The organism is Rubrivivax gelatinosus IL144 (assembly GCF_000284255.1).
In the GTDB taxonomy this organism is placed as follows: Bacteria; Pseudomonadota; Gammaproteobacteria; order Burkholderiales; family Burkholderiaceae_C; genus Rubrivivax; species Rubrivivax gelatinosus_A.
Genome location: NC_017075.1, coordinates 902,640 through 922,151, shown reverse-complemented (window position 1 = coordinate 922,151; position 19,512 = coordinate 902,640). Strand labels below are relative to the sequence as shown.

The following is a 19,512-nucleotide window of genomic DNA, read 5'->3' as shown; positions in this document are numbered from 1 at the left end:
CAGAACTCTCTGCGCCGTTAACGACTGCTATTCCAGGACGTCCAGCAACTCAGCCACGATCACCACAGGGTCGTCAGCGTCGCTCAGGTCCAGTTCGATCGGCCGATACTCGGGCCGGTCCGAATCCGGCCTCAAGGTGATGCGAAGATGGCGCCAGCCACCGTCGCCGTCCGTCACTTTTTCGCTGGAGTAGACCTTCACGGTGTAGCGCCCGCCGAGTTCGGGATCGTCGATGCTCCGGTGTTGAGCGACTACGACCTTGCCTTGGCGCGTGCCGCCAGGGTTGGCACGGAACAGGCACCAGGCGCCATTGGGAATGCGCCGGTTCATCGATTCGCCGACGACCTGCGCGACGAACATGCCCGGCTGGGGACGAATCCAGTCCGGCGGCGCAACCCAGTCGATCGCACCATCGTCCAGCGACTGAAAGTCGGAGAACGTCCCTGCGGCAAAGCGCAGGTCGAGCAGGGGCACGGCAGGCATGCCTGCTGCCCGCTCTGCGGCGGTGACGCGCCGCAGAGGCACGACCTTGGCGACATCCTGAGGTTGAGGCTCGGCCTCGATCGTGGTCGCGGACTTCAATCGGCTCCGCAGATACTGCGCCAGCACCGGATCGGTGCAGTAGACGTAGCAGCCCTTCATGCCGCGCGTCATCAGCGTGCGGTAGGTGTTCTTGACGATGCGGTCGGCCAGTTCACGCGCAGGGCCTGGTTCGCTCCGCAGCATCTGCTTGAGACCCTTGACCGACTGGTCTGAAGAAGCGCGACGGGTGGCATCGGTGACGACGCGTTCGTCGCGGTACACCATGTCCGGTCCGATGATCACGCCGACGTAATCCAGCTCCAGCCCCTGGCAAGTGTGGATGCAGCCGACCTGCTCGACCGAGCCCGGAGCGACGATCCACAGGCTGCCGTCCTGATTGAGGTTCCATCGGCGCCGATAGTCGAAGTCGGGCAGATCGATGTCCCAGGCCTGCGGGTTCTTCTTGCTCGGCCAGGTCCAGCAGTAGCCGGCGACGACACGCGAGCGGTTGTTGCTGCGGTTCTTCGATTCGATCAGCGCATGCATCTCGGCGGGATCGTCGAAGACGCGGAAGTCGTAGTCGCCCGTGTCGAGCAGCGGGTTGGCGGTGGCTCGGATGTCAAGCGTGTCGTCGAGCCAGGCAAGGTAACCGTCGCTTCCGTTGCAACGGAACTGCGACGACAACTCCAGCTCGGTGATCTCGGCGCCTACGGCACGCGCTCTCTGCCTCAGTTCTTCGGTGTGACCGATATCCATCAGCGTCACACGCTGGTCGTCGTCGACAAAGAAGACCGTGCAGCGAGCGGCGCGGATCAGTTCCTTGACTTGGTTTTCGCCCAGATTGCGATACAGGCCACTCTTCTCGTTGAGCCGGTGCGCCTCATCGACGATCAAGGTGTCGAAGCTGTCGGGCTCCGTTTCGACGAACGCGCCCGAACCGCTGAACAGGTTGCTGATGCGTCCCTTCTTCATCGTGCCGGCCAGCTTGGCCTCGTACACGGCGCGAGGGGCGGCGTTCTTCGAGACATAGCGCGCGTTGCGGCCACGCTTGAGCAGGGCGGCCAGCAGGTTGATCGCCAGGACCGACTTGCCGGTCCCGGGGCCACCCTGAACGATGACCACCTGACGGCGGCCGTCCGCGCGAGCGTCGGCAGCCAGGACGCTCTCGTAGACCAGCTTCTGGTCATCGATCAGCACGAACTCGGGCTTGCCCTGCAGCAGCCCGGCCACGCTATCGGCCAGCATCTTCGACGGCCGGATTCGCCCGTTCTCGATCGCGTACAGCACGCCCTTGCGATCGCCATGGCGCACGTGCTGGCGGATGAACGCTTGCAACCGTGCGCGCTCACGCGCCAGGAACAGCGGCGCACGCTCCATGTACTCGCGGTAATGCGGGTGGTCGATCTCCCCATCACGCGGGTGGTTGTGCAGATAGGCGCAAGGCTGAAGCGCCATGCCGCATTCCTGCACCGCGGTGTTGAAGTCCTGGAGATACGCGGCGTAAGACCAGGCTTGGTAGGAGGGATGCGGTCCTTCGCGCTCGCCGGCCTTGCCACCGCGGCGTGCCCAGACAATGGCGTCCTTGTCGCTGCGCCGGGATTCGGACCACTGCTTCAGTTCGACGATGACGACCTTGCTACGCGCCTGGGCATCCTCGCCGGTGATGACGAAGTCGATGCGCTTGGACGTCTGAGGCAACTGGTACTCGATGGCGACGCCGGCGTCGGCCGGGATTTCCTCGTCCTGGAGTACCTTGGCCATCTCGAGCAGCGAATGCTTCCAGGCTTGCATCTCCGGCGCGGCAACGCCGTGTCCGGTTGCGTGCCGGTACTGACGCGACACGATGTCCTCGATGTCGTCCCGCAGCGCGTGGTGCAGAAACTCGCTCTTTGATGCCTGATAGATGATCACGCCGCCAGCCCCGACCTCACAGTTCGTCGTGCTTGCGGGCGTTGCCTCGCGCCTTGTCGACCGGATAACGCTCGGCGTTGAGTCGCAACTTCGCCTGCGCCGCGGCCACCGGGTCGACGCCCAGCGCGCTGGACAACTGGATCAGGTAGAGCAGCACGTCAGCGATCTCGCTGGCGACGGCATCGCGACGTTCGGGGGAGAGCTCACGGCTCTGCTTTTCGGTCAACCACTGGAAGGGCTCGAGCAGCTCACCGGCCTCGACGATCAGTGCGGAGGCAAGGTTCTTCGGCGAGTGGAAAGTCTGCCAGTCGCGTTCGCGGGCAAAGGCGTCGAGCTGTTGCGCCAGATCTCGGAGCGAGTCGGTCACGATGTCCTGCATGGGTCGCGGTTGTCGATGCAGGATCATAGGTGGCTCACGAACGCCGCCAAGCGGCGTCACCGCACACAAGCCGGTGGCAGGTGGTAGGCCGTCGGGGGCTCGAACCCCGGACCAAAGGATTATGAGTCCTCTGCTCTAACCGACTGAGCTAACGGCCCCCGTGCAGGAAGACGGCGATTCTAGGAGGCCTCGTCGGCCGGGGGCAGTGCCGCGCGCACGGCGTCGTCCAGCGCGGCCAGCGCCACGGCCAGATCGGCCTGCTGGGCCTGCAGGCGCTCGGGGGCGGCGCCTTCGCGCAACGACTGTTCCAGCGCCGCGGCCAGCGCGCTGACGGCGGCGGCGCCGATCTGCGCCGCGCCGCCCTTGAGCGTGTGCGCGGCCAGGCGTGCGGCCGCCAGGTCGCCCGAGGCCAGGGCGTCGGCGATGCGGCCGGCCGTGTTGTCGCGGCCTTCGGCGAAGCGGCGCAGCAGGCGGTCGTACAGGCCGCGGCGGCCGCCGGCCAGGCGCAGGCCGGTCTCGATGTCGAGCACGCCTTGGTCGGCCGACGCCGGTGCCGGCGGCGGCGCCGGCAGCGCGGCCGGGGGGCGGCGCACCAGGCAAGCCAGCAGCTGCGTGGCCAGGCGGTTGGGGTCGATCGGCTTGGCGATGTGGTCGTCCATGCCGGCGTTCAGGCAGCGCTGCACGTCGCCCTGCATCGCGTTGGCGGTCATCGCGACGATCGGCAGCCGCGCCGCGCCCGGCAGCGCGCGGATCGCGCGCGTGGCGCTCAGCCCGTCCATCTCGGGCATCTGCATGTCCATCAGCACCAGGTCGTAGTGCGTGCTGCGCACCTTCTCGACAGCGACGAGGCCGTTCTCGGCGACGTCGACCTCCAGCCCCAGTTCGCTCAGCAGCTCGACGGCGACCTGCTGGTTGAGGTCGTTGTCCTCGGCCAGCAGCACGCGCCGCCCGCGCAGCGCCGCCGGGCCGCCGTCGGCGGCCGGTGCCGCCGCCGAGGCAGGGCGCCAGCTGGTCGGGTCGACGAGCAGTCGCATCAGCGTGTCCAGCAGCCGCGACGGCGTCACCGGCTGGTGCAGCACCGCGCGCTCGGCGCTGTCCTCGTCCTCGGCGACGACGTTGGGCCCGGCGACGGCGACGAGCCGCGGCGGGTGCTGCAGCGCCAGCGCCTCCAGTGCCGTCGCCGGCGTGGCACCCCCGGCCGTGGCGAGCTGGCACTCGAGCACCGCGACGTCGACCCCCCGGCCCGCAGCGTCGGCCTCGCGCAGCAGCCGTGCGCAGGCCGCCCAGTCCTCGGCCAGCGTGACCTGCAGCCCGAAGCCGCGCAGCATCGACACCATCACCTCGCGCGCCCGCGGATGCGCGTCGGCCACCAGCGCCTGGCGGCCGCGCAGCGCGGCGTCGCCCCAGGTGCGCGCGCCGCGCCCGGCGACCACGCCCAGGTGGGCGGTGAACCAGAAGGTCGAGCCGGCGCCCGGCTCGCTGTCGACGCCGATCTCGCCGCCCTGCAGCTCGACCAGGCGCTTGGCGATGACCAGCCCCAGCCCGGTGCCGCCGTAGCGCCGCGTGATCGAGCTGTCGGCCTGCTGGAAGCTCTGGAACAGGCGCGAGCGCTGCTCGGCGTCCAGGCCGATGCCGCTGTCCTGCACCGCGCAGCGCAGCATCACGCAGTCCTCGGTCTGGCGCTGCACGTGCAGGCGCACGCAGACGCCGCCCTGTTCGGTGAACTTGACCGCGTTGCCGCACAGGTTGAGCAGCACCTGGCCCAGGCGCAGCGGGTCGCCGATCAGGCGGCGCGGCACCTCGGTGCCCAGGTCGACGACGAACTCCAGCCCCTTGGCCGCGGCGCGCGCGGCGAGCTGGTCGCAGACCTCGCCGAGCACCTCCTCGAGCTCGAACTCGCGGCGCTCGATCTCCAGCTTGCCGGCTTCGATCTTGGAGAAGTCGAGGATGTCGTTGATCGTCGCCAGCAGACTGCGCCCGGCGGTCTGGATCTTGTGCAGGTAGTCGCGCTGGCGCGGGTTGAGGTCGGTGTTCAGCGCCAGCGCCGTCATGCCGATGATGGCGTTCATCGGCGTGCGGATCTCGTGGCTCATCGTCGCCAGGAAGTTGCTCTTGGCGGCGCTGGCGGCCTCGGCCAGCTCCTGGGCGCGCTTGAGCGGCGTGATGTCGGCCATCGTGACGACCATGCCGTCGCCCAGCAGCTGCCCGCCGACGAGCAGCACCAGGCCGATGCCGCCGCGCGCGGTGGCGCGGATCTCCATCTCGCGCACCCGGCCGCCTTCGGCGGCGGCGCGTTCCACGGCCTCGCGCCAAGCGCCCTGCATCGCCGCGCGCGCCGTCTCGTCGGGGCAGACCAGGCGCCACCAGGCGTCGAAGCCGTCCAGGTCGTTCTCGTCGACGCCGAAGAGTTCGCGGAAGGCGAGGTTGGCCGACTCGACGACCTCGCCGCGCAGATAGAGCATCGGCACCGGCGCGGCGTCGCTCAGCGCGCGCAGGCGGCGGTCGCGCTCGACGATGACCTCGCGCTCGCGGGCGCGCAGCAGCGCCTCCTCGGCGGCGCGGCGGCGGCTGATGTCGCGCGACAGCGTCAGCACGTGGCCGGCGTCCTTGCGCGTCGTCGACAGCTCGAACCAGTGCTGCCGGCCGTCGATGTCCAGCTCCATCGTGCGGCCGTAGTCGGCACCGTCGCGCAGCGCCGCGGCGATCGACTCCAGCACGATGTGCGCGGCCACCGGCGGCAGCACCTCGTCGACACGGCGGCCGATGACCTCGTCGGAGTGGCGGTACAGCAGCCGCGAACTGGCGCCGGAATAGATGTCCAGGTAACGCCCGTGGGCGTCGAACTCGAACAGCAGGTCGGGGATGGCCGACAGCGTCGCCGACAGGTTGGCGCGCACCCCTTCGGCGACCTCGTGAGCCTTGCGCAGCTCGCTCAGCGCGTCCTGCAGCTCGGCGGTGCGGCCGGCGACACGTCGGCGCAGCGCGACGTTCCACAGCAGCAGCGCCGCGCCCAGCGCCAGCACCGCCGGGGCGATCCACCACAGCTCGTCGGCGTAGGACGGGCCGCGCAGCGGCGCGCCGAACCAGGCCTGGCGCAGCGCCTCGTCTTCCGCCGGGTCGATGGCGGCGACGCCGCGGCGCACCAGTTCCAGCGTCGCGCTGTCGCCCTTGCGCACGGCGCGGTGGAAATGCCCGGTGTAGAGCTGGAAGGCGCGCCTGAACTCGCGTTCGGCACCGAACTTGTAGAGGTAGAAGTTGGCAGGCGCCTGGTCCAGGCAGAACAGGCGCACCTCGGCGCGTTTGGCGCCGGAGATCAGCGCGTCGTAGTTGCGGTAGGTGACCTGCGTGTCGATGCCGTACTCGTGCAGCTTGTCGACGCAGGCGTCGCCCTGTTGCACGCCGACGGGCATGCCTTTCAGCGTCGCCGGATTGGTGACGCCGCTGATGCCGACGTGGCTGTAGATGTTGACCGGGAGCTCGGCGTAGGGCTCGGAGAAGTCGTAGAGCGCCTCGCGCGGCGGCGTGCGGTAGATCAGGTCGATGACGTCGGCCTCGCCGCTCTGCACGCGCCGCTGGGCTTCGACCCAGCCGGTGGCGATCAGCTCGACGCGCACGCCGGTGCGGCGTTCCCAGAGCTTCCAGTAGTCGACGAGGTAACCCTGGACGTTGCCATCGACGTCGCGGAACAGGAACGGCGGGTAGTTCTCGTCGCTGACGACGCGCAGCACGCGGCCCGCCGCGGGCGGCTGGGTGGACGCCCACCCGGCCAGCGGCGCCGAGGCGGCCAGCAGCAGGATCAGGACCCGCGCGACGAACGCGGCGGCGGCACTACGGCACGGCCGGCGCGGTGTAGGGTCCCAAAAGCGCCCGACGAATCCGGACAACGACGCTCCCGAGGCAAGGCGCCGGTGCTTGCGCCCCACTTGATTCGCCCCGGCCTGCGTCTCGTGCGCGGAATCGTTGCCGGAGGTTTGGATGGCCGGGCCTCTGACGCCGAGCCCTCCTGGTGCCGCTTATACCGGGCACAGTGTTACAGCGTGTACCGGGCTGGCCCGAAGCTATCTGACATTTCTCAATGTCGCACCGGCAATCCCTCACACCCTCGCCCCACAGGGCGCCCGCCCCTCAACGGGAGGACAAGGCGTTGCCGACCAACCGGGCCGTGATGTCGACGATGCGGATCATGCGGTCGTAAGCCATGCGCGTCGGGCCGATGACGCCCAGCGTGCCGACGATACGCCCGTCCACTTCATAAGGGGCGGTGACGACCGAGAGTTCCTCGAACGGCACGACCTGGCTCTCGCCGCCGATGTAGATGCGCACGCCCTCGGCGCGGCTGCTGACGTCCAGCAGCCGCATCAGCTCGGTCTTCTGCTCGAAGACGTCGAACAGCCGGCGCAGCCCGGCCATGTCGTGGCCCAGGTCCTGAACGCCCAGCAGGTTGTGCTCGCCGGAGACGACGACGTTCTCGCTGCGGTCGGCCAGTTCCTCGCCGGCCTGCACCGCGGCCTGCATCAGCTGCGCGATCTCGCCGCGCAGCGCGTCGACCTCGTGCTTCAGGCGCTCGCGCACCTCCTCGATCGCCAGCCCGGTGTAGTGCGCGTTGAGGAAGTTGGTGGCCTCGATCAGCTCGGTCTGGGTGTAGTCGCGTGCGGTGAAGATGACGCGGTTCTGCACGTCGCCGTCGGGCGCGACGAGGATCACCAGCACCCGGCGTTCGCCCAGGCGCAGGAACTCGATGTGGTGGATCAGCCCGGCCTTGCGCGGCGCGCTGACGACGCCGACAAAGCTCGACAGGTTGGACAGCAGCGAGGCCGCCTGGGCGATGACACGCTGCGGCTGGTCGGGATGCAGCTGCTCGCGCGCCGCGGCCAGCTCGGGCGCGACGGTCTGCAGGTCGATCGGGCGCGCGGTGAGCATCGTGTCGACGAACAGCCGGTAGCCGCGCGCCGTCGGGATCCGGCCGGCGCTGGTGTGCGGGCTGGCGATGAGGCCGAGCTCTTCCAGGTCGGCCATCACGTTGCGGATCGTCGCCGGCGACAGGTCCAGGCCCGAGGCACGCGAGAGCGTGCGCGACCCCACCGGCTGGCCGTCGGCGATGTAGCGCTCCACGAGGGCTTTCAGCAGCGTCTTGGCGCGGTCGTCGAGCATGGTTTCGGATTGTAGAGAGCGCATTTCGCTATGGTGTAATGCGCCGCATGCCGGCCCCGTTCCGCCACGCCGCGATCGTCGGAAAGTACCAGGCACAGGGCATCGCCCCGGTGCTGCTGGAGGTTGCCCGTTTCCTGCGGGAACAGGGCGTGGAGGTGTATTTCGAGCGCGAGACCGCCGAAGCCACCGGCATCACCGAGTTCGGCGCCCACGACGCGCAGGCGCTGGGCGAATGCTGCGACTTCGCCGTCGTCGTCGGCGGTGACGGCACGATGCTCGGCATCGCGCGCGAGTTCTCGCGCCACAACCTGCCGCTGGTCGGCATCAACCAGGGCCGGCTCGGCTTCATCACCGACGTGCCGGTGGGCCAGTACAAGGAAGCGCTGGCGACGATGATCGCCGGCGACTACGAGGAAGAGCACCGCTCGATGCTGGAGGGCCAGGTCTTCCGCAACGGCCTGCCGATCCACGAGGCGCTGTCGCTCAACGACGTGGTGGTGGCGCGCGGCGTCACGGCCAGCATGGTCGAGCTGCGCGTGGACGTCGACGACGACTTCGTCGCCAACCTGCGCTGCGACGGCCTGATCATCGCCACGCCCACCGGCTCCACGGCTTACGCGCTGTCGGCCGGCGGGCCCATCCTGCACCCCGGCATCGCCGGGCTGGTGTTCGCGCCGATCGCCTCGCACACGCTGTCGAACCGGCCGATCGTGCTGCCCGACAGCGCGACGATCCGCATTACGCTGGTCGCCGGCCGCGACGCCTCGGCGCACTTCGACATGCACAGCCTGGCCAGCCTGGCGCACGGCGACTGCGTGCAGGTGCGGCGCTCGGCCTACAAGGTGCGTTTTCTTCATCCGCGCGGCTGGAGCTATTACGCGACGCTGCGCAGAAAACTCCGCTGGTACGAAGGCGTTGTATGACCCCCCCGAAGCGCCTTCGGCGCCTCCCCCTAGGGGGCGCCGCCAGTGGCCCGGCGAAGCCGGTCCACGGCGGCAGCTTGAGACGCCGAAGTCCTGACGCCGCCTTGTTGCTTGGCAACCTGACCGACTGACATGCTCCGCCGACTTTCTCTTCGCGACGTCGTCATCGTCGAACGCCTGGAGATCGAGCTGGACACCGGCTTCAGCGTGCTCACCGGCGAGACCGGTGCCGGCAAGTCCATCCTGATCGACGCGCTGCAACTGGCGCTGGGCGCGCGTGGCGACGCCACGCTGGTGCGCGAAGGCGCGCCACGCGCCGAGGTCGCCGCCGAATTCGACGCCCCGCCCTCGCTGGCCGCCTGGCTGGACGAAGCCGGCTTCGCCGCCGAGCCGGCGCTGCTGCTGCGCCGCACGATCGACGCCCAGGGCAAGAGCCGGGCGTGGATCAACGGCAGCCCGGCCACCGTCACCCAGCTGCGCGAGGCCGCCGACCACCTCGTCGACATCCACGGCCAGCACGCCTGGCAGAGCCTGACGCGCCCGGCCGCGGTGCGCGCGCTGCTCGACGCCCAGGCCGGCGCCGACACCCGGGCGATGGCCGCTCGCTGGGCCGCCTGGCGCCAGGCGCTGGCCGCGCTGGACGCCGCCCGCGCGCAGCGCGACACGCTGGAGCGTGAACGCGAACGCCTGGCCTGGCAGATCGGCGAACTCGACAAGCTCGCGCCCGGCGAACACGAGTGGGACGAGCTGAACGCCGAACACCAGCGCCTGGCGCACGGCCAGGCCCTGCTCGACGGCGCACGCACCGCGCTCGACGCCACCGCCGAAGGCGAACCCTCGGCCGACGCCCTGATCTCCCGCGCCATCGACGCGCTGGAGGAAGTGCAGCGCTACGACGCCGAGCTGGCTTCGGTCGTCGAGGTGCTGCGCGGCGCCCAGGCGCAGCTGGAAGACGCCACGCACACGCTGGGCGCCTACCTGTCGCGCAGCGAGCCCGACCCCGAACGCCTGGCCGATCTCGACGCCCGCCTGGGCGCCTGGGTCTCGCTGGCGCGGCGTTACCGGCGCCAGCCGCCCGAGCTGCCGGCGCTGCTGGCCGGCTGGAAGGCCGAACTCGCGGCGCTGGACGCCGCGGCCGACCTCGACGGCCTGGAACGCGCCGCCACCGCGGCCGAACGCGCCTGGCGCGACGAGGCGAAGAAGATCAGCCGCGCCCGCGCCAAGGCGGCGCCCAAGCTCGCCGACGCGGTGACGCAGGCGATGCAGCAACTGGGCATGGCCGGCGGGCGTTTCGAGGTCGCGCTGGTGGCGCAGGACGAGCCGCAGGCCTACGGGCTGGAAAGCGTCGAGCTGCGCGTCGCCGGCCACGCCGGCAGCACGCCGCGTGCGATCGCCAAGATCGCCTCGGGCGGCGAGCTGTCGCGCCTGGCGCTGGCGATCGCCGTCACCACGGCCGCCAACGCACCCGGCGACGGCGCGCAGACGCTGATCTTCGACGAGATCGACGCCGGCGTCGGCGGCGCCGTGGCCGACAGCGTCGGCCGGCTGATGAAGCAGCTCGGCGGCACGACGCAGGTGCTGGCCGTCACCCATCTGGCGCAGGTCGCGGCCTGCGCCGACCACCATTTCGTCGTCGCCAAGGCGCTGCAGGGCAAGGCCACGGTCAGCGAGGTGCGCCCCGTCGCCGGCGAGGCCCGTGTCGCCGAGGTCGCGCGCATGCTCGGCGGCGAACGTCTCACCAGCACCAGCCGCGCGCATGCCGAGGCGATGCTCGCGGGGAACCTCAGATGAGCGGTTTCGTCGACCCCCCGCCCAGCGAATGGGCACCGCTGCCCGACGGCAACGGCAACGAGATCGTGCTCGTCACCGGGATCTCGGGCTCGGGCAAGTCGATCGCGCTGCACGCGCTCGAAGACGCCGGCTACTTCTGCGTCGACAACCTGCCGCCGGAGCTGTTGCGCGAGTTCGTGCGCCTGGAGCACGAACGCTGGACGCGGCGCGTCGCCGTCGCGGTCGACGTGCGCACCGTCGGCTCGCTGCCGCTGCTGCTGCCGCTGATCGACGAGTTGCGCGCCGAAGGGCTGAAGGTGCGCTCGCTGTTCCTGGACGCCAGCACCGACGCGCTGGTGCGGCGTTTCTCCGAGACGCGCCGCCCGCACCCGCTGTCCTCGGTGCCGGCCGGCGGTGACGCCGCACGTGCGCTGGTCGAGGCGATCGAGCTCGAACGCGAGCTGCTCGCCGAGCTGCGCGAGAAGTCCACCGTCATCGACACCAGCCAGCTGCGCCCCGGCGTGCTGCGCGCCTGGGTGCGCGGCCTGGCCGGCGCCCGCGAATCGGCGCTGACGCTGGTCTTCGAGAGCTTCGCCTTCAAGCAGGGCGTGCCGCTGGACGCCGACTACGTCTTCGACATGCGCGCGCTGCCCAACCCGTACTACGTGCGCGAGCTGCGCGCGCTGACCGGCCGCGACGAGCCGGTGGCCGCCTACCTGCGCGCGCAGAACGACGTCGGCGAGATGCTGGAGCAGATCGCGGCCTTCATCGACCGCTGGCTGCCGGCGTTCGAGGACAACCAGCGCAGCTACCTGACGGTGGCGCTGGGCTGCACCGGCGGCCAGCACCGCTCGGTCTACGGCGTCGAGTGGCTGGCGCAGCGTTTCGAAGCCCGTCAGGCGACGCTGATCCGCCACCGCGAACTGGACGCCCGTGGCTGAACCGCTGCCGCTGTTCCCGCTGCGGGCCGTGCTCTTCCCCGACGGGCTGGTGGGCCTGAAGGTCTTCGAGGCGCGGTATCTGGACCTCGTCGCGCGCTGCCTGCGCGAAGGCACGGGCTTCGGCATCGTCTGCCTGCAGCAGGGGCGCGAGACCGGCACCGCGGCGCAGGGCGTCAAGCTCGAACGGGTCGGCGTCACCGTGAGGCTCGACGAAGTCGACGCCGACGGCCCCGGGCTGCTGCGCGTGCGCGGCACCGGGCTGGAACGTTTCCGTCTTGCGGCCACACCCGAGCAGCAGGCCGACGGGCTGTGGACCTGCGAGGTCGAGGAGATCGCCGCCGACGCGCTGCGTGCGCCCGGCGAAGCGATGCAGCCGACGGTGCAGGCGCTGCAGGAGGCGATCCACAAACTCGACGAACAAGGCCACCAGCCGTTTGCCGAGCCCTACCGCTTCGACGATGCCGGCTGGGTGGCCAACCGCTGGTGCGAGCTGCTGCCGGTGCCGCTGGCGGCCAAGCAGAAGCTGATGGAACTCGAAGACCCGGTGATCCGGCTGTCGATCGTCGACGGCTACCTGCGCGACAAGTCCATCGTCATCGGCTGATCCGCCTCCAGCAGGCGCCGCACCGGCGCCGGCAGCCCGGCGGCCAGCGCCTCGGCGCGCGTGAACCAGCGACCGGCCGGCAAGGCGGCTTCGACGGCGCCCGGCTCGGCGGCCAGCGCCGGCGGCAGCGTCCAGCGCAGCGGCTCCAGCGTCCAGTCCAGGTGCGTCAGCACGTGCACGAACGGGTCCAGCCAGGCGCCCTGCCCCGGCCAGCCGGCGACCAGCGCCTGCAGCGCCTCGGCCGATTCGTACTCGGGCAGGCTCCAGAGCCCCGCCCAGACGCCGGTATCGGGGCGCTGCACCAGCCAGACCGAGTCGGCGCGCCGCAGCCACAGCAGCGCGTGGCGACGCCGGCCGCGGCGCAGCGTGCGTGTCTTCACCGGGTAGCTTTCGGGCGTGCCTTCGATACGCGCGACGCAGACCTCGGCCAGCGGGCACAGCAGGCATTGCGGCCGGCGCGCCAGGCAGACGGTCGCGCCCAGGTCCATCAGGCCCTGGGTGTAGCGCTCGATGCCTTCTTCCGGCAGCAGCGCCTCGGCTTCGCGCCACAGTGCCCGCTCCTCGGCCGGGCGCGCCAGGTCGCCGGCGAAACCGATCGCGCGTGTCAGCACACGCTTGACGTTGCCGTCCAGGATCGCGGCGCGCTCGCCGTAGGCGAAGGCGGCGATCGCCGCCGCCGTCGAGCGGCCGATGCCGGGCAGCGTCGCCAGCGTCGCGGCGTCGGGCGGGAAACGCCCGCCGTGCTCGGCGACGACGGCCTGCGCGCAGCGGTGCAGGTTGCGCGCGCGGCTGTAGTAGCCCAGCCCGCTCCACAGCGCCAGCACCTCGTCCAGCGGCGCGGCGGCGAGCGCCGCGACGTCGGGGAAGCGCTGCAGGAAACGCTCGTAGTAGCCCAGCACCGTCGCCACCTGGGTCTGCTGCAGCATCACCTCGGACAGCCAGATGCGGTACGGGTCGCGCGTGTTCTGCCACGGCAGCGTGTGGCGGCCGTGTTCGCGCTGCCAGCGCACGACGCGCGCGGCGATGCCGGCGGCCGGCATCAGGCGGCGTCTAGCGCACGTGGCGCGGCGGCGGTGACGGCTTCGCGCGCGCTGGCCACGAGTTCGTCGACCAGACGGTCCAGCCCGACCTGAAGCGCCAGCAGGTGCTGGTCCTGCTGCTCGACCTCGGCGATGCGCCCTTCCAACTCGCCGGCGGCGGACTGGATGCGCTCCAGCGCCTCGCGGCGGCGGCGGAAGGCACGGCGGCGTTCGCGCAGCTGCTCGTCGACCTGCGCCGACTGCGAGCGGCTCCAGCCTTCGACGTCGTGCACCGCGCGTTCGAACACCGTGCGCAGCGCCGCCAGCAGCACGCGGCGCAGCTGCTCGGTGGCGCCGGGCAGCGCCAGCCGCCAGGCTTGCGCCAGCCCGAGGTGGCGGCCGTAGGTCTGCTCCAGCGCGTCGAGCTCGTCGACGTGCACGTTCAGCGGCGGCGGCGGCTGCAGCGCGAAGGCAAAACCGTGTTCGGCGTTGAGCTGCACGAAGCTGGAATCCAGCATGCGGCGCATCTCGTCGCTGCGCACGCTGGCTTCGGACAGCGCCGCACGCAGGCGCTTGAACAGCGTCGCGAAGGCTTCGCGTGCGCCGCCGGCGAAAGGCCGGCCGCCGATGGCCGACAGCATCGCCGCGACCTCGGTGCGCAGCGCGTCGCTGCCCAGGCGCTCCTGCACCGCCGTCAGCTGGCGCGACTGCACCAGGCGCAGCGCGGCCAGGCGCTTGACGCAGCCGTCGAACTCGGCCGACTCGGCTTCCACGCGCTCGAGCATCAGCCGCACCTTGGCGGCGCTCTTGCCGCGCAGGCCACGCAGCTCGAGCAACTGCTCGGCCAGCTGGCGGCGGCGGTCGGCCAGGCGGCGCGCGGCGGCGCTGCGCATCTGCTGCGCGCTGCCGGCGGTGGCCTGGGCCAGCACCTCGTGCTGGCGTGGGATCAGCTCGGCGGTCAACGCCGCCTCCAGCAGCGGCAGGCGGCTGGCTTGCAGCGCCGCATCGTCGCCGGACACACGCGCGGCCAGCGCCTCGCGCGCCGACAGCGGGAATACTCGCGAACGCGTGATGCCCAGCGCCGCGGCGCTGGCGTCGCGCTGGTGCTCGATCTGCGCCGCGACGACGGCCGGCGCGGCCAGCGGGTCGGCCAGCGTGTCGATCTTGTTCAGCACGACGAAACGCTCCAGCGCGTCGCCGCCCAGGTGCTCGCGCCAGATCGCGAGGTCGGACCGCGTGACGCCGGCGTCGGCCGCGAGCACGAAGACGCAGGCGTGCGCCGAAGGCAGCAGCGACAGCGTCAGCTCGGGCTCGGCGCCGATCGCGTTGAGCCCCGGCGTGTCGACGACGACCAGACCGCGCGACAGCAACTCGTGCGGGAAGTTGATCAGCGCGTGGCGCCAGGCCGGCACCTCGACCTGGCCGTCGGCCAGCACCGGCGGGTTGTCTTCGGGGCGCTCGTCGTGCCAGAAACCCAGCGCACGCGCCTCGCCGACCGGCACGCGGCGCGTGCGCGTGACGGCGGCCAGCGTCTGCGCCAGCGCCTCGGGGTCCTGCGGGTCCAGCGGCAGGACCTGCCAGGCCTCGTCGCGGCGGCGAAGTTCGCCCAGCGACTGGCCGGCCAGGCGGGTTTCGATCGGCAGCAGCGACAGCCGCGGCGGCAGCGCCGGGTCGTGGAACAGCTCGACCGGGCACATCGTCGTGCGGCCGGGTGTCGCCGGCATCACGCGCCGGCCGGTGGCGGCGAAGAAGATCGCGTTGATCAGCTCGGACTTGCCGCGCGAGAACTCGGCGACGAAGGCCAGCACGATGCGTTCGGAGGCCAGGCGTTCGCGCAGCGAGGCCAGGCGCTCGGCCTGGGGGGCGTCGGCCAGTTCGTGGTCGGCGAGGAAACGCGCCAGCGCGCCGACGCGGCGATCCACGTCGTGGCGCCAGGCGGCGAGCGTTTCGAGCGTCGAGACGAGGGAACTCTTCATCGGCCGGCCGATGCTAGCGCAGCGCCTGCGGCCGCCGCGGCGCGCCACGGCGCCGCTGCGCAATCCGTCTCGATCAGGGCCGCTGGCAGCCGGCGCAGAAGTAGGTGGCGCGTTGCGCCTGCACGATGCGGCGCACCGGCGCGCCGCAGCGCGGGCAGGCTTCGCCGGCGCGGCCATAGACCCGCGCGTGCTGCTGGAACGCACCGTCCATGCCGTGCGCGTCGCGGAAGTCGCGCAGCGTCGAACCGCCGAGCTCGATCGCCTGCGCCAGCGTCTCGCGCAGCGCCTGCAGCAGGCGCGCGGCGCGCACCGGGCCGATGCGCCGGCAGGGTGTCGCCGGGTGGATGCCGGCGGCGTGCAGCGCCTCGCAGGCGTAGATGTTGCCGGCACCGACGACGATGCGGCCCGACAGCAGCATCGCCTTGATCGGCGCACGGTGGCGCTGCAGCGCGGCGTGGAAGGCGGCCGGCGTCAGCGAGTCGTCGAAGGGCTCGGCGCCCAGCGCGGCCAGCAGCTTCGCCGCCGGCGGGTCGACGGTCGACGGCGACCAGACGACGGCACCGAAGCGCCGCGGGTCGGTCAGCCGCAACGTGCCTTGCGACGTGACGAGGTCGAAGTGGTCGTGCGGCCCGGGCGGCGGCGCTTCGGCCTGCAGCGCGAGCGATCCCGACATGCCCAGGTGCAGCAGCAGCCCGCCGCCGCAGCCGCCGAGCAGCGGCAGCCAGAGGTATTTGCCACGCCGCTGCACGGGCAGCAGGCGGGCGCCGATCAGGGTTTCGGGCTCGACGCCCAGTCCCCAGCGCAGCGCCTTGCCCAGGCGCACGGCCAGCACCTGGGCGCCGCGCAGCGGTTCGTCTATGCCCCTGCGCGTGACCTCGACTTCGGGCAATTCGGGCATGCGGCATTATGTCGAGATGCCCGTCCGTTCCCCTGCCGCCCGCCGCGGCCTCCGTCCGCTGGCCGCCGCGCTGGCGCTCGCCACCGTTTCCGCCTGGGCCCAGGACGCCGCCGCGCCGCCGGCCGCACCGGCCTCGTCGCCGCCGGCGGCGGTACGCAACTCGCTGCTCGACGCGCCGCTCTTCTACCAGCTGCTGATCGGCGAGATCGAAGCACGCGAAGGCCAGCCCGGCGCCGCGTACCAGGTGATCCTCGACGCCGCGCGCCGCAGCCGCGACGAGACGCTGTTCCGCCGCGCGGTCGAGATCGCGCTGCAGGCGCGGGCCGGCGAAGAAGCGCTGACCGCCACACGCGCCTGGCGCAGTGCGCTGCCGACCTCGCAGGAGGCGCTGCGCACCGAGCTGCAGATCCTCTCGGCGATGAACCGCCTGGACCAGGCCGCCGAGCCGCTGCGCGCCCTGCTGCTGCTGGCCACGCCGGCCGAACGCAGCGGCCTGATCGCCGCGGTGCCGCGTTTCCTGCAACGCCCTGCCGACCCGGCGCACAGCGCCCGCCTCGTCGAGGAGGTGCTCAAGCCCTATCTCGAGCAGCCGGCGCACCGTGTCGCGGCCCAGGTGGCGATCGGCCGCAGCTGGGCGGCGGCAGGCGACGGCGAACGTGCGCTCGGCCTGGCGCAACAGGCGCACGCCGCCGACCCGGCCGCCGAGCCGCCGGTGCTGCTGGCGCTGGAGCTGCTGCCCACGCGCAGCGAAGCCGAACCCATCGTGCGCGAGTACGTCGCCCGGCCCGACGCCGAACCGGCGCTGATGCTGCTGTACGCCCGCGCGCTGATGACGCTGCAGCGCTACCCGGACGCGCTGCACCAGCTGGAGACGGTCACCCGGCGCAAGCCCGAGCTCGCGCCGCCCTACCTGACGCTGGGCGCGCTGTACCTGGACCTGAAGCAGCCGGCGCAGGGCGAAGCTGCGCTGCAGCGCTATCTGGCGCTGACCGAGGGCGCCGCGGACACGAAGGCCGACGACAGCGCCAGTACGGGCGACGACGACGCCTCGACGCCGACGCAGGGCCGCGTGCAGGCCTGGCTGATGCTCGCCGCCTCGGCCGACCAGCGCGGCGACTACGCCGCGGCCGAGCGCTGGCTCGCGAAGATCGACGACCCGCAACGGGCGCTGGAAGTGCAGGCCCGGCGCGCGTCGATGCTCGCCCGCCAGGGCCGCATCGACGAGGCGCGCAAGCTGCTGCAGGCGGCGCCCGAGCGCAGCCCGCAGGACGCGCGCGCCAAGCTCGACGCCGAGGCCGCGATACTGCGCGAAGCCCAGCGCTGGCAGGACGCCTACGACGTCATGGCCAAGGCGCTGAAGACCTCGCCCGACGATCCGGAGCTGCTGTACGAGCAGTCGATGATGGCCGACAAGCTGGGCCGCGCCGACGAGATGGAACGCCTGCTGCGCCGTGTCATCGAGCTCAAGCCCGACAACGCGCACGCCTACAACGCGCTGGGCTATTCGCTCGCCGATCGCGGCGAACGCCTGGGCGAGGCGCGCGATCTGATCGCACGGGCGCTCGAACTCGCGCCGAACGACCCGTTCATCACCGACAGCCTGGGCTGGGTCGAGTTCCGCCTCGGCAACCGTGCGAAGGCGCTGGAGCTGCTGCAGCGCGCCTACGCCTCGCGCCCCGACGCCGAGATCGCCGCCCACCTGGGCGAGGTGCTGTGGGCCGAAGGACGGCAGGACGAGGCGCGCCGCGTCTGGGCCGAGGCCCGCGGGCGCGACGCCCGCAACGAGGTGCTGGTCGAGACGCTCAAGCGCCTGAAGGTGCGGCTGTGAGCGCCGCGGCATGAAGCGGCGCCTCTTCGCCGCCGCGGCCTTGCTGGCGCTGGCCGGCTGCGCCAGCGTGCCGCACGAGGCCGGCAGCTGGATCAGCGGCAAGCTCTCGGTCGAGGTGCGCCCGGCCGACGCGCCGCTGCGGCGCATGGCCAGCGGCTTCGAGCTGCAGGGCGACGGCGAGCGCGGCGAACTGCGCCTGACCTCGCCGCTGGGCAGCATCGTCGCCACGGCGCGCTGGGCGCCGGGCGAGGCGGTGCTGACGACCTCCGACGGCAGCACGCGCTACGGCGGCCTCGACGAACTCTCGCGCGAAGCGCTCGGCGAGGCGATGCCGCTGGCCGCCCTGCCCGACTGGCTGGCCGGCCGCCCCTGGCCCGGCGCGCCGTCGCAGCCGACGGCGCGCGGCTTCGAGCAGCTCGGCTGGACGATCGACCTCGCGCGCCGCGCCGACGGCTGGGTCGAGGCCTCGCGCGCCGCGCCGCCGCCGGTGATGGTGCGCGTGCGGCTGGAAGCTCCGGGCTGACGAGCGCTTGGCGCCGCGCAAGCGCGCCGGGGCAGGCGACGGCTTAGAGTCGCGGCCCATGACCTTGCGATCGCTGCTCGACGTCCCGGCCCCGGCCAAGCTGAACCTGTTCCTGCACATCGTCGGCCGCCGCGCCGACGGCTATCACCTGCTGCAGTCGCCGTTCGTGCTGATCGACTGGGCCGACACGCTGCACTTCGAGCGCCGCGACGACGGCCGCATCGCCCGCCACGACCTCGGCACCGCGTTGCCGCCCGACGACCTCTGCCTGCGCGCTGCGCGGGCGCTGCAGACCGCCAGCGGCACGGCGCTGGGCGTCGACATCTCGATCGCCAAGCAGTTGCCGTCCGGCGCCGGCATGGGCGGCGGCAGCTCCGACGCCGCCACCGTGCTGCTGGCGCTGAACCGCCTGTGGGGCCTGGACTGGCCGCGCGAGCGCCTGCTGGCGCTGGGCGCGACGCTGGGCGCCGACGTGCCCTTCTTCGTCGGCGGCCGCAACGCCTTCGTCGAAGGCATCGGCGAAAAGCTCACGCCGATCGTGCTGCCGCGCCAGTGGTACGCGGTCGTGAAACCCGCCGAAGGGCTGTCCACGAAAGAAATCTTCGAACACCCCCTTCTCAAACGGGATACATCTGCTATAGTCTTGGGCTCTCCCGCAGAGGACAAAGTTGTCGCGGAATTCAGTGCAGGATACGGTTGCAACGACATGCAGCCCCCCGCGCAGGACCGATGCAACGATGTGGCGCAAGCCCTGCGTTTCCTCGAGCGACGTTACGGCAACAGCCGCATGACGGGCTCAGGCAGCGCAGTCTTCTCGAGAGCAGGCACGGGCGATCGACCCCTGGCGACATTTTCGGAAGCCGAGCTTCCGGAAGGTTGGGTCGGACGAATGTGCCGCAGTCTGGAGCATCATCCGCTGGTCGGCTGGGCTCGTGACTAAGACAGTTTCAAGGGCGCGGCCTAGCCGGGTCCTGTGTAGGGGAGTCGCCAAGTTGGTTAAGGCATCGGATTTTGATTCCGACATGCGAGGGTTCGAGTCCTTCCTCCCCTGCCAAAATTCTCTCTGA

General features: G+C 71.6%; 14 protein-coding genes and 2 tRNA genes. 8 read left to right on the top strand and 8 right to left on the bottom strand.

Going from position 1 to position 19,512, the window contains the following annotated elements; all coding sequences use genetic code 11:
- Window positions 1–27: 27 nt before the first annotated feature.
- The 5 genes from RGE_RS04350 to hrcA all read right to left on the bottom strand — a co-directional run bounded on the left by RGE_RS04350 (window position 28) and on the right by hrcA (window position 7,963).
- On the bottom strand, window positions 28–2,433 hold the full coding sequence (locus tag RGE_RS04350) for a DNA/RNA helicase domain-containing protein (protein WP_014427098.1): 2,406 nt from the start codon (window positions 2,431–2,433) through the stop codon (window positions 28–30).
- Window positions 2,434–2,449: 16 nt separating this feature from the next.
- Window positions 2,450–2,812 carry a nucleotide pyrophosphohydrolase gene (locus tag RGE_RS04345; protein WP_014427097.1) on the bottom strand — a complete coding sequence of 121 codons (363 nt, stop codon included), beginning with the start codon at window positions 2,810–2,812 and terminating at the stop codon, window positions 2,450–2,452.
- 81 nt (window positions 2,813–2,893) lie between these two features.
- Window positions 2,894–2,970: transfer RNA gene (locus RGE_RS04340), tRNA-Ile, on the bottom strand.
- Between the two features lie 21 nt (window positions 2,971–2,991).
- The gene (locus RGE_RS04335) at window positions 2,992–6,696 is read right to left on the bottom strand and encodes a response regulator (protein WP_232504988.1); all 3,705 of its coding nucleotides are present in this window, start codon (window positions 6,694–6,696) and stop codon (window positions 2,992–2,994) included.
- Window positions 6,697–6,937: 241 nt separating this feature from the next.
- Window positions 6,938–7,963: a heat-inducible transcriptional repressor HrcA gene (gene hrcA / locus RGE_RS04330; protein WP_014427095.1), complete on the bottom strand. Its 1,026-nt coding sequence runs from the start codon at window positions 7,961–7,963 to the stop codon at window positions 6,938–6,940.
- A gap of 47 nt (window positions 7,964–8,010) precedes the next feature.
- Between hrcA and RGE_RS04325 the strand changes: the two genes are divergently transcribed.
- From RGE_RS04325 to RGE_RS04310, 4 genes are all read left to right on the top strand, one after another.
- The gene (locus RGE_RS04325) at window positions 8,011–8,886 is read left to right on the top strand and encodes an NAD kinase (RefSeq protein WP_014427094.1); all 876 of its coding nucleotides are present in this window, start codon (window positions 8,011–8,013) and stop codon (window positions 8,884–8,886) included.
- A gap of 132 nt (window positions 8,887–9,018) precedes the next feature.
- Window positions 9,019–10,677, top strand: a complete 1,659-nt coding sequence (recN, locus tag RGE_RS04320; protein WP_014427093.1) for a DNA repair protein RecN — start codon at window positions 9,019–9,021, stop codon at window positions 10,675–10,677.
- Window positions 10,674–11,597: an RNase adapter RapZ gene (rapZ, locus tag RGE_RS04315; RefSeq protein WP_014427092.1), complete on the top strand. Its 924-nt coding sequence runs from the start codon at window positions 10,674–10,676 to the stop codon at window positions 11,595–11,597. Before recN ends, rapZ begins: the two co-directional genes overlap by 4 nt.
- Entirely contained in the window at window positions 11,590–12,201 is a 612-nt protein-coding gene (locus RGE_RS04310; protein ID WP_014427091.1) for an LON peptidase substrate-binding domain-containing protein, read from the top strand. Before rapZ ends, RGE_RS04310 begins: the two co-directional genes overlap by 8 nt.
- Here RGE_RS04310 and mutY read toward each other — a convergent pair.
- The 3 genes from mutY to mutM form a co-directional block, all read right to left on the bottom strand.
- Window positions 12,168–13,241: an A/G-specific adenine glycosylase gene (gene mutY / locus RGE_RS04305; RefSeq protein WP_014427090.1), complete on the bottom strand. Its 1,074-nt coding sequence runs from the start codon at window positions 13,239–13,241 to the stop codon at window positions 12,168–12,170. The two genes, RGE_RS04310 and mutY, sit on opposite strands and share 34 nt — an antisense overlap.
- Entirely contained in the window at window positions 13,241–15,196 is a 1,956-nt protein-coding gene (locus tag RGE_RS04300) for a dynamin family protein (RefSeq protein WP_043784663.1), read from the bottom strand. The genes mutY and RGE_RS04300 overlap by 1 nt, the downstream gene beginning before the upstream one ends.
- Window positions 15,197–15,269: 73 nt before the next feature.
- Entirely contained in the window at window positions 15,270–16,094 is an 825-nt protein-coding gene (gene mutM / locus RGE_RS04295; RefSeq protein ID WP_014427088.1) for a bifunctional DNA-formamidopyrimidine glycosylase/DNA-(apurinic or apyrimidinic site) lyase, read from the bottom strand.
- 16 nt (window positions 16,095–16,110) lie between these two features.
- On the opposite strand from mutM, the gene RGE_RS04290 reads away from it, so the two are divergent.
- From RGE_RS04290 to RGE_RS04275, 4 genes are all read left to right on the top strand, one after another.
- A complete protein-coding gene (locus tag RGE_RS04290) occupies window positions 16,111–17,922 on the top strand; it encodes a tetratricopeptide repeat protein (protein WP_232504987.1) in 1,812 nt (603 codons plus the stop codon).
- 10 nt (window positions 17,923–17,932) lie between these two features.
- Window positions 17,933–18,445, top strand: coding sequence for an outer membrane lipoprotein LolB (locus tag RGE_RS04285; RefSeq protein ID WP_014427086.1), 513 nt, complete (start codon window positions 17,933–17,935; stop codon window positions 18,443–18,445).
- Between the two features lie 58 nt (window positions 18,446–18,503).
- Window positions 18,504–19,385 (top strand): 4-(cytidine 5'-diphospho)-2-C-methyl-D-erythritol kinase, encoded by an 882-nt coding sequence (gene ispE / locus RGE_RS04280; RefSeq protein ID WP_014427085.1) that lies wholly within the window; start codon window positions 18,504–18,506, stop codon window positions 19,383–19,385.
- A 37-nt stretch (window positions 19,386–19,422) separates the two neighbouring features.
- Window positions 19,423–19,499 (top strand) — tRNA-Gln (locus tag RGE_RS04275).
- The last annotated feature ends 13 nt before the right edge of the window (window positions 19,500–19,512 follow it).

Coding starts and splice junctions, on each gene's coding strand:
- RGE_RS04345 (WP_014427097.1), bottom strand. CDS start 2,812: ATGCAGGACATCGTGACCGACTCGCTCCGAGATCTGGCGCAACAGCTC.
- hrcA (WP_014427095.1), bottom strand. CDS start 7,963: ATGCTCGACGACCGCGCCAAGACGCTGCTGAAAGCCCTCGTGGAGCGC.
- RGE_RS04325 (WP_014427094.1), top strand. CDS start 8,011: ATGCCGGCCCCGTTCCGCCACGCCGCGATCGTCGGAAAGTACCAGGCA.
- recN (WP_014427093.1), top strand. CDS start 9,019: ATGCTCCGCCGACTTTCTCTTCGCGACGTCGTCATCGTCGAACGCCTG.
- rapZ (WP_014427092.1), top strand. CDS start 10,674: ATGAGCGGTTTCGTCGACCCCCCGCCCAGCGAATGGGCACCGCTGCCC.
- mutY (WP_014427090.1), bottom strand. CDS start 13,241: ATGCCGGCCGCCGGCATCGCCGCGCGCGTCGTGCGCTGGCAGCGCGAA.
- RGE_RS04300 (WP_043784663.1), bottom strand. CDS start 15,196: ATGAAGAGTTCCCTCGTCTCGACGCTCGAAACGCTCGCCGCCTGGCGC.
- mutM (WP_014427088.1), bottom strand. CDS start 16,094: ATGCCCGAATTGCCCGAAGTCGAGGTCACGCGCAGGGGCATAGACGAA.
- RGE_RS04290 (WP_232504987.1), top strand. CDS start 16,111: ATGCCCGTCCGTTCCCCTGCCGCCCGCCGCGGCCTCCGTCCGCTGGCC.
- RGE_RS04285 (WP_014427086.1), top strand. CDS start 17,933: ATGAAGCGGCGCCTCTTCGCCGCCGCGGCCTTGCTGGCGCTGGCCGGC.
- ispE (WP_014427085.1), top strand. CDS start 18,504: ATGACCTTGCGATCGCTGCTCGACGTCCCGGCCCCGGCCAAGCTGAAC.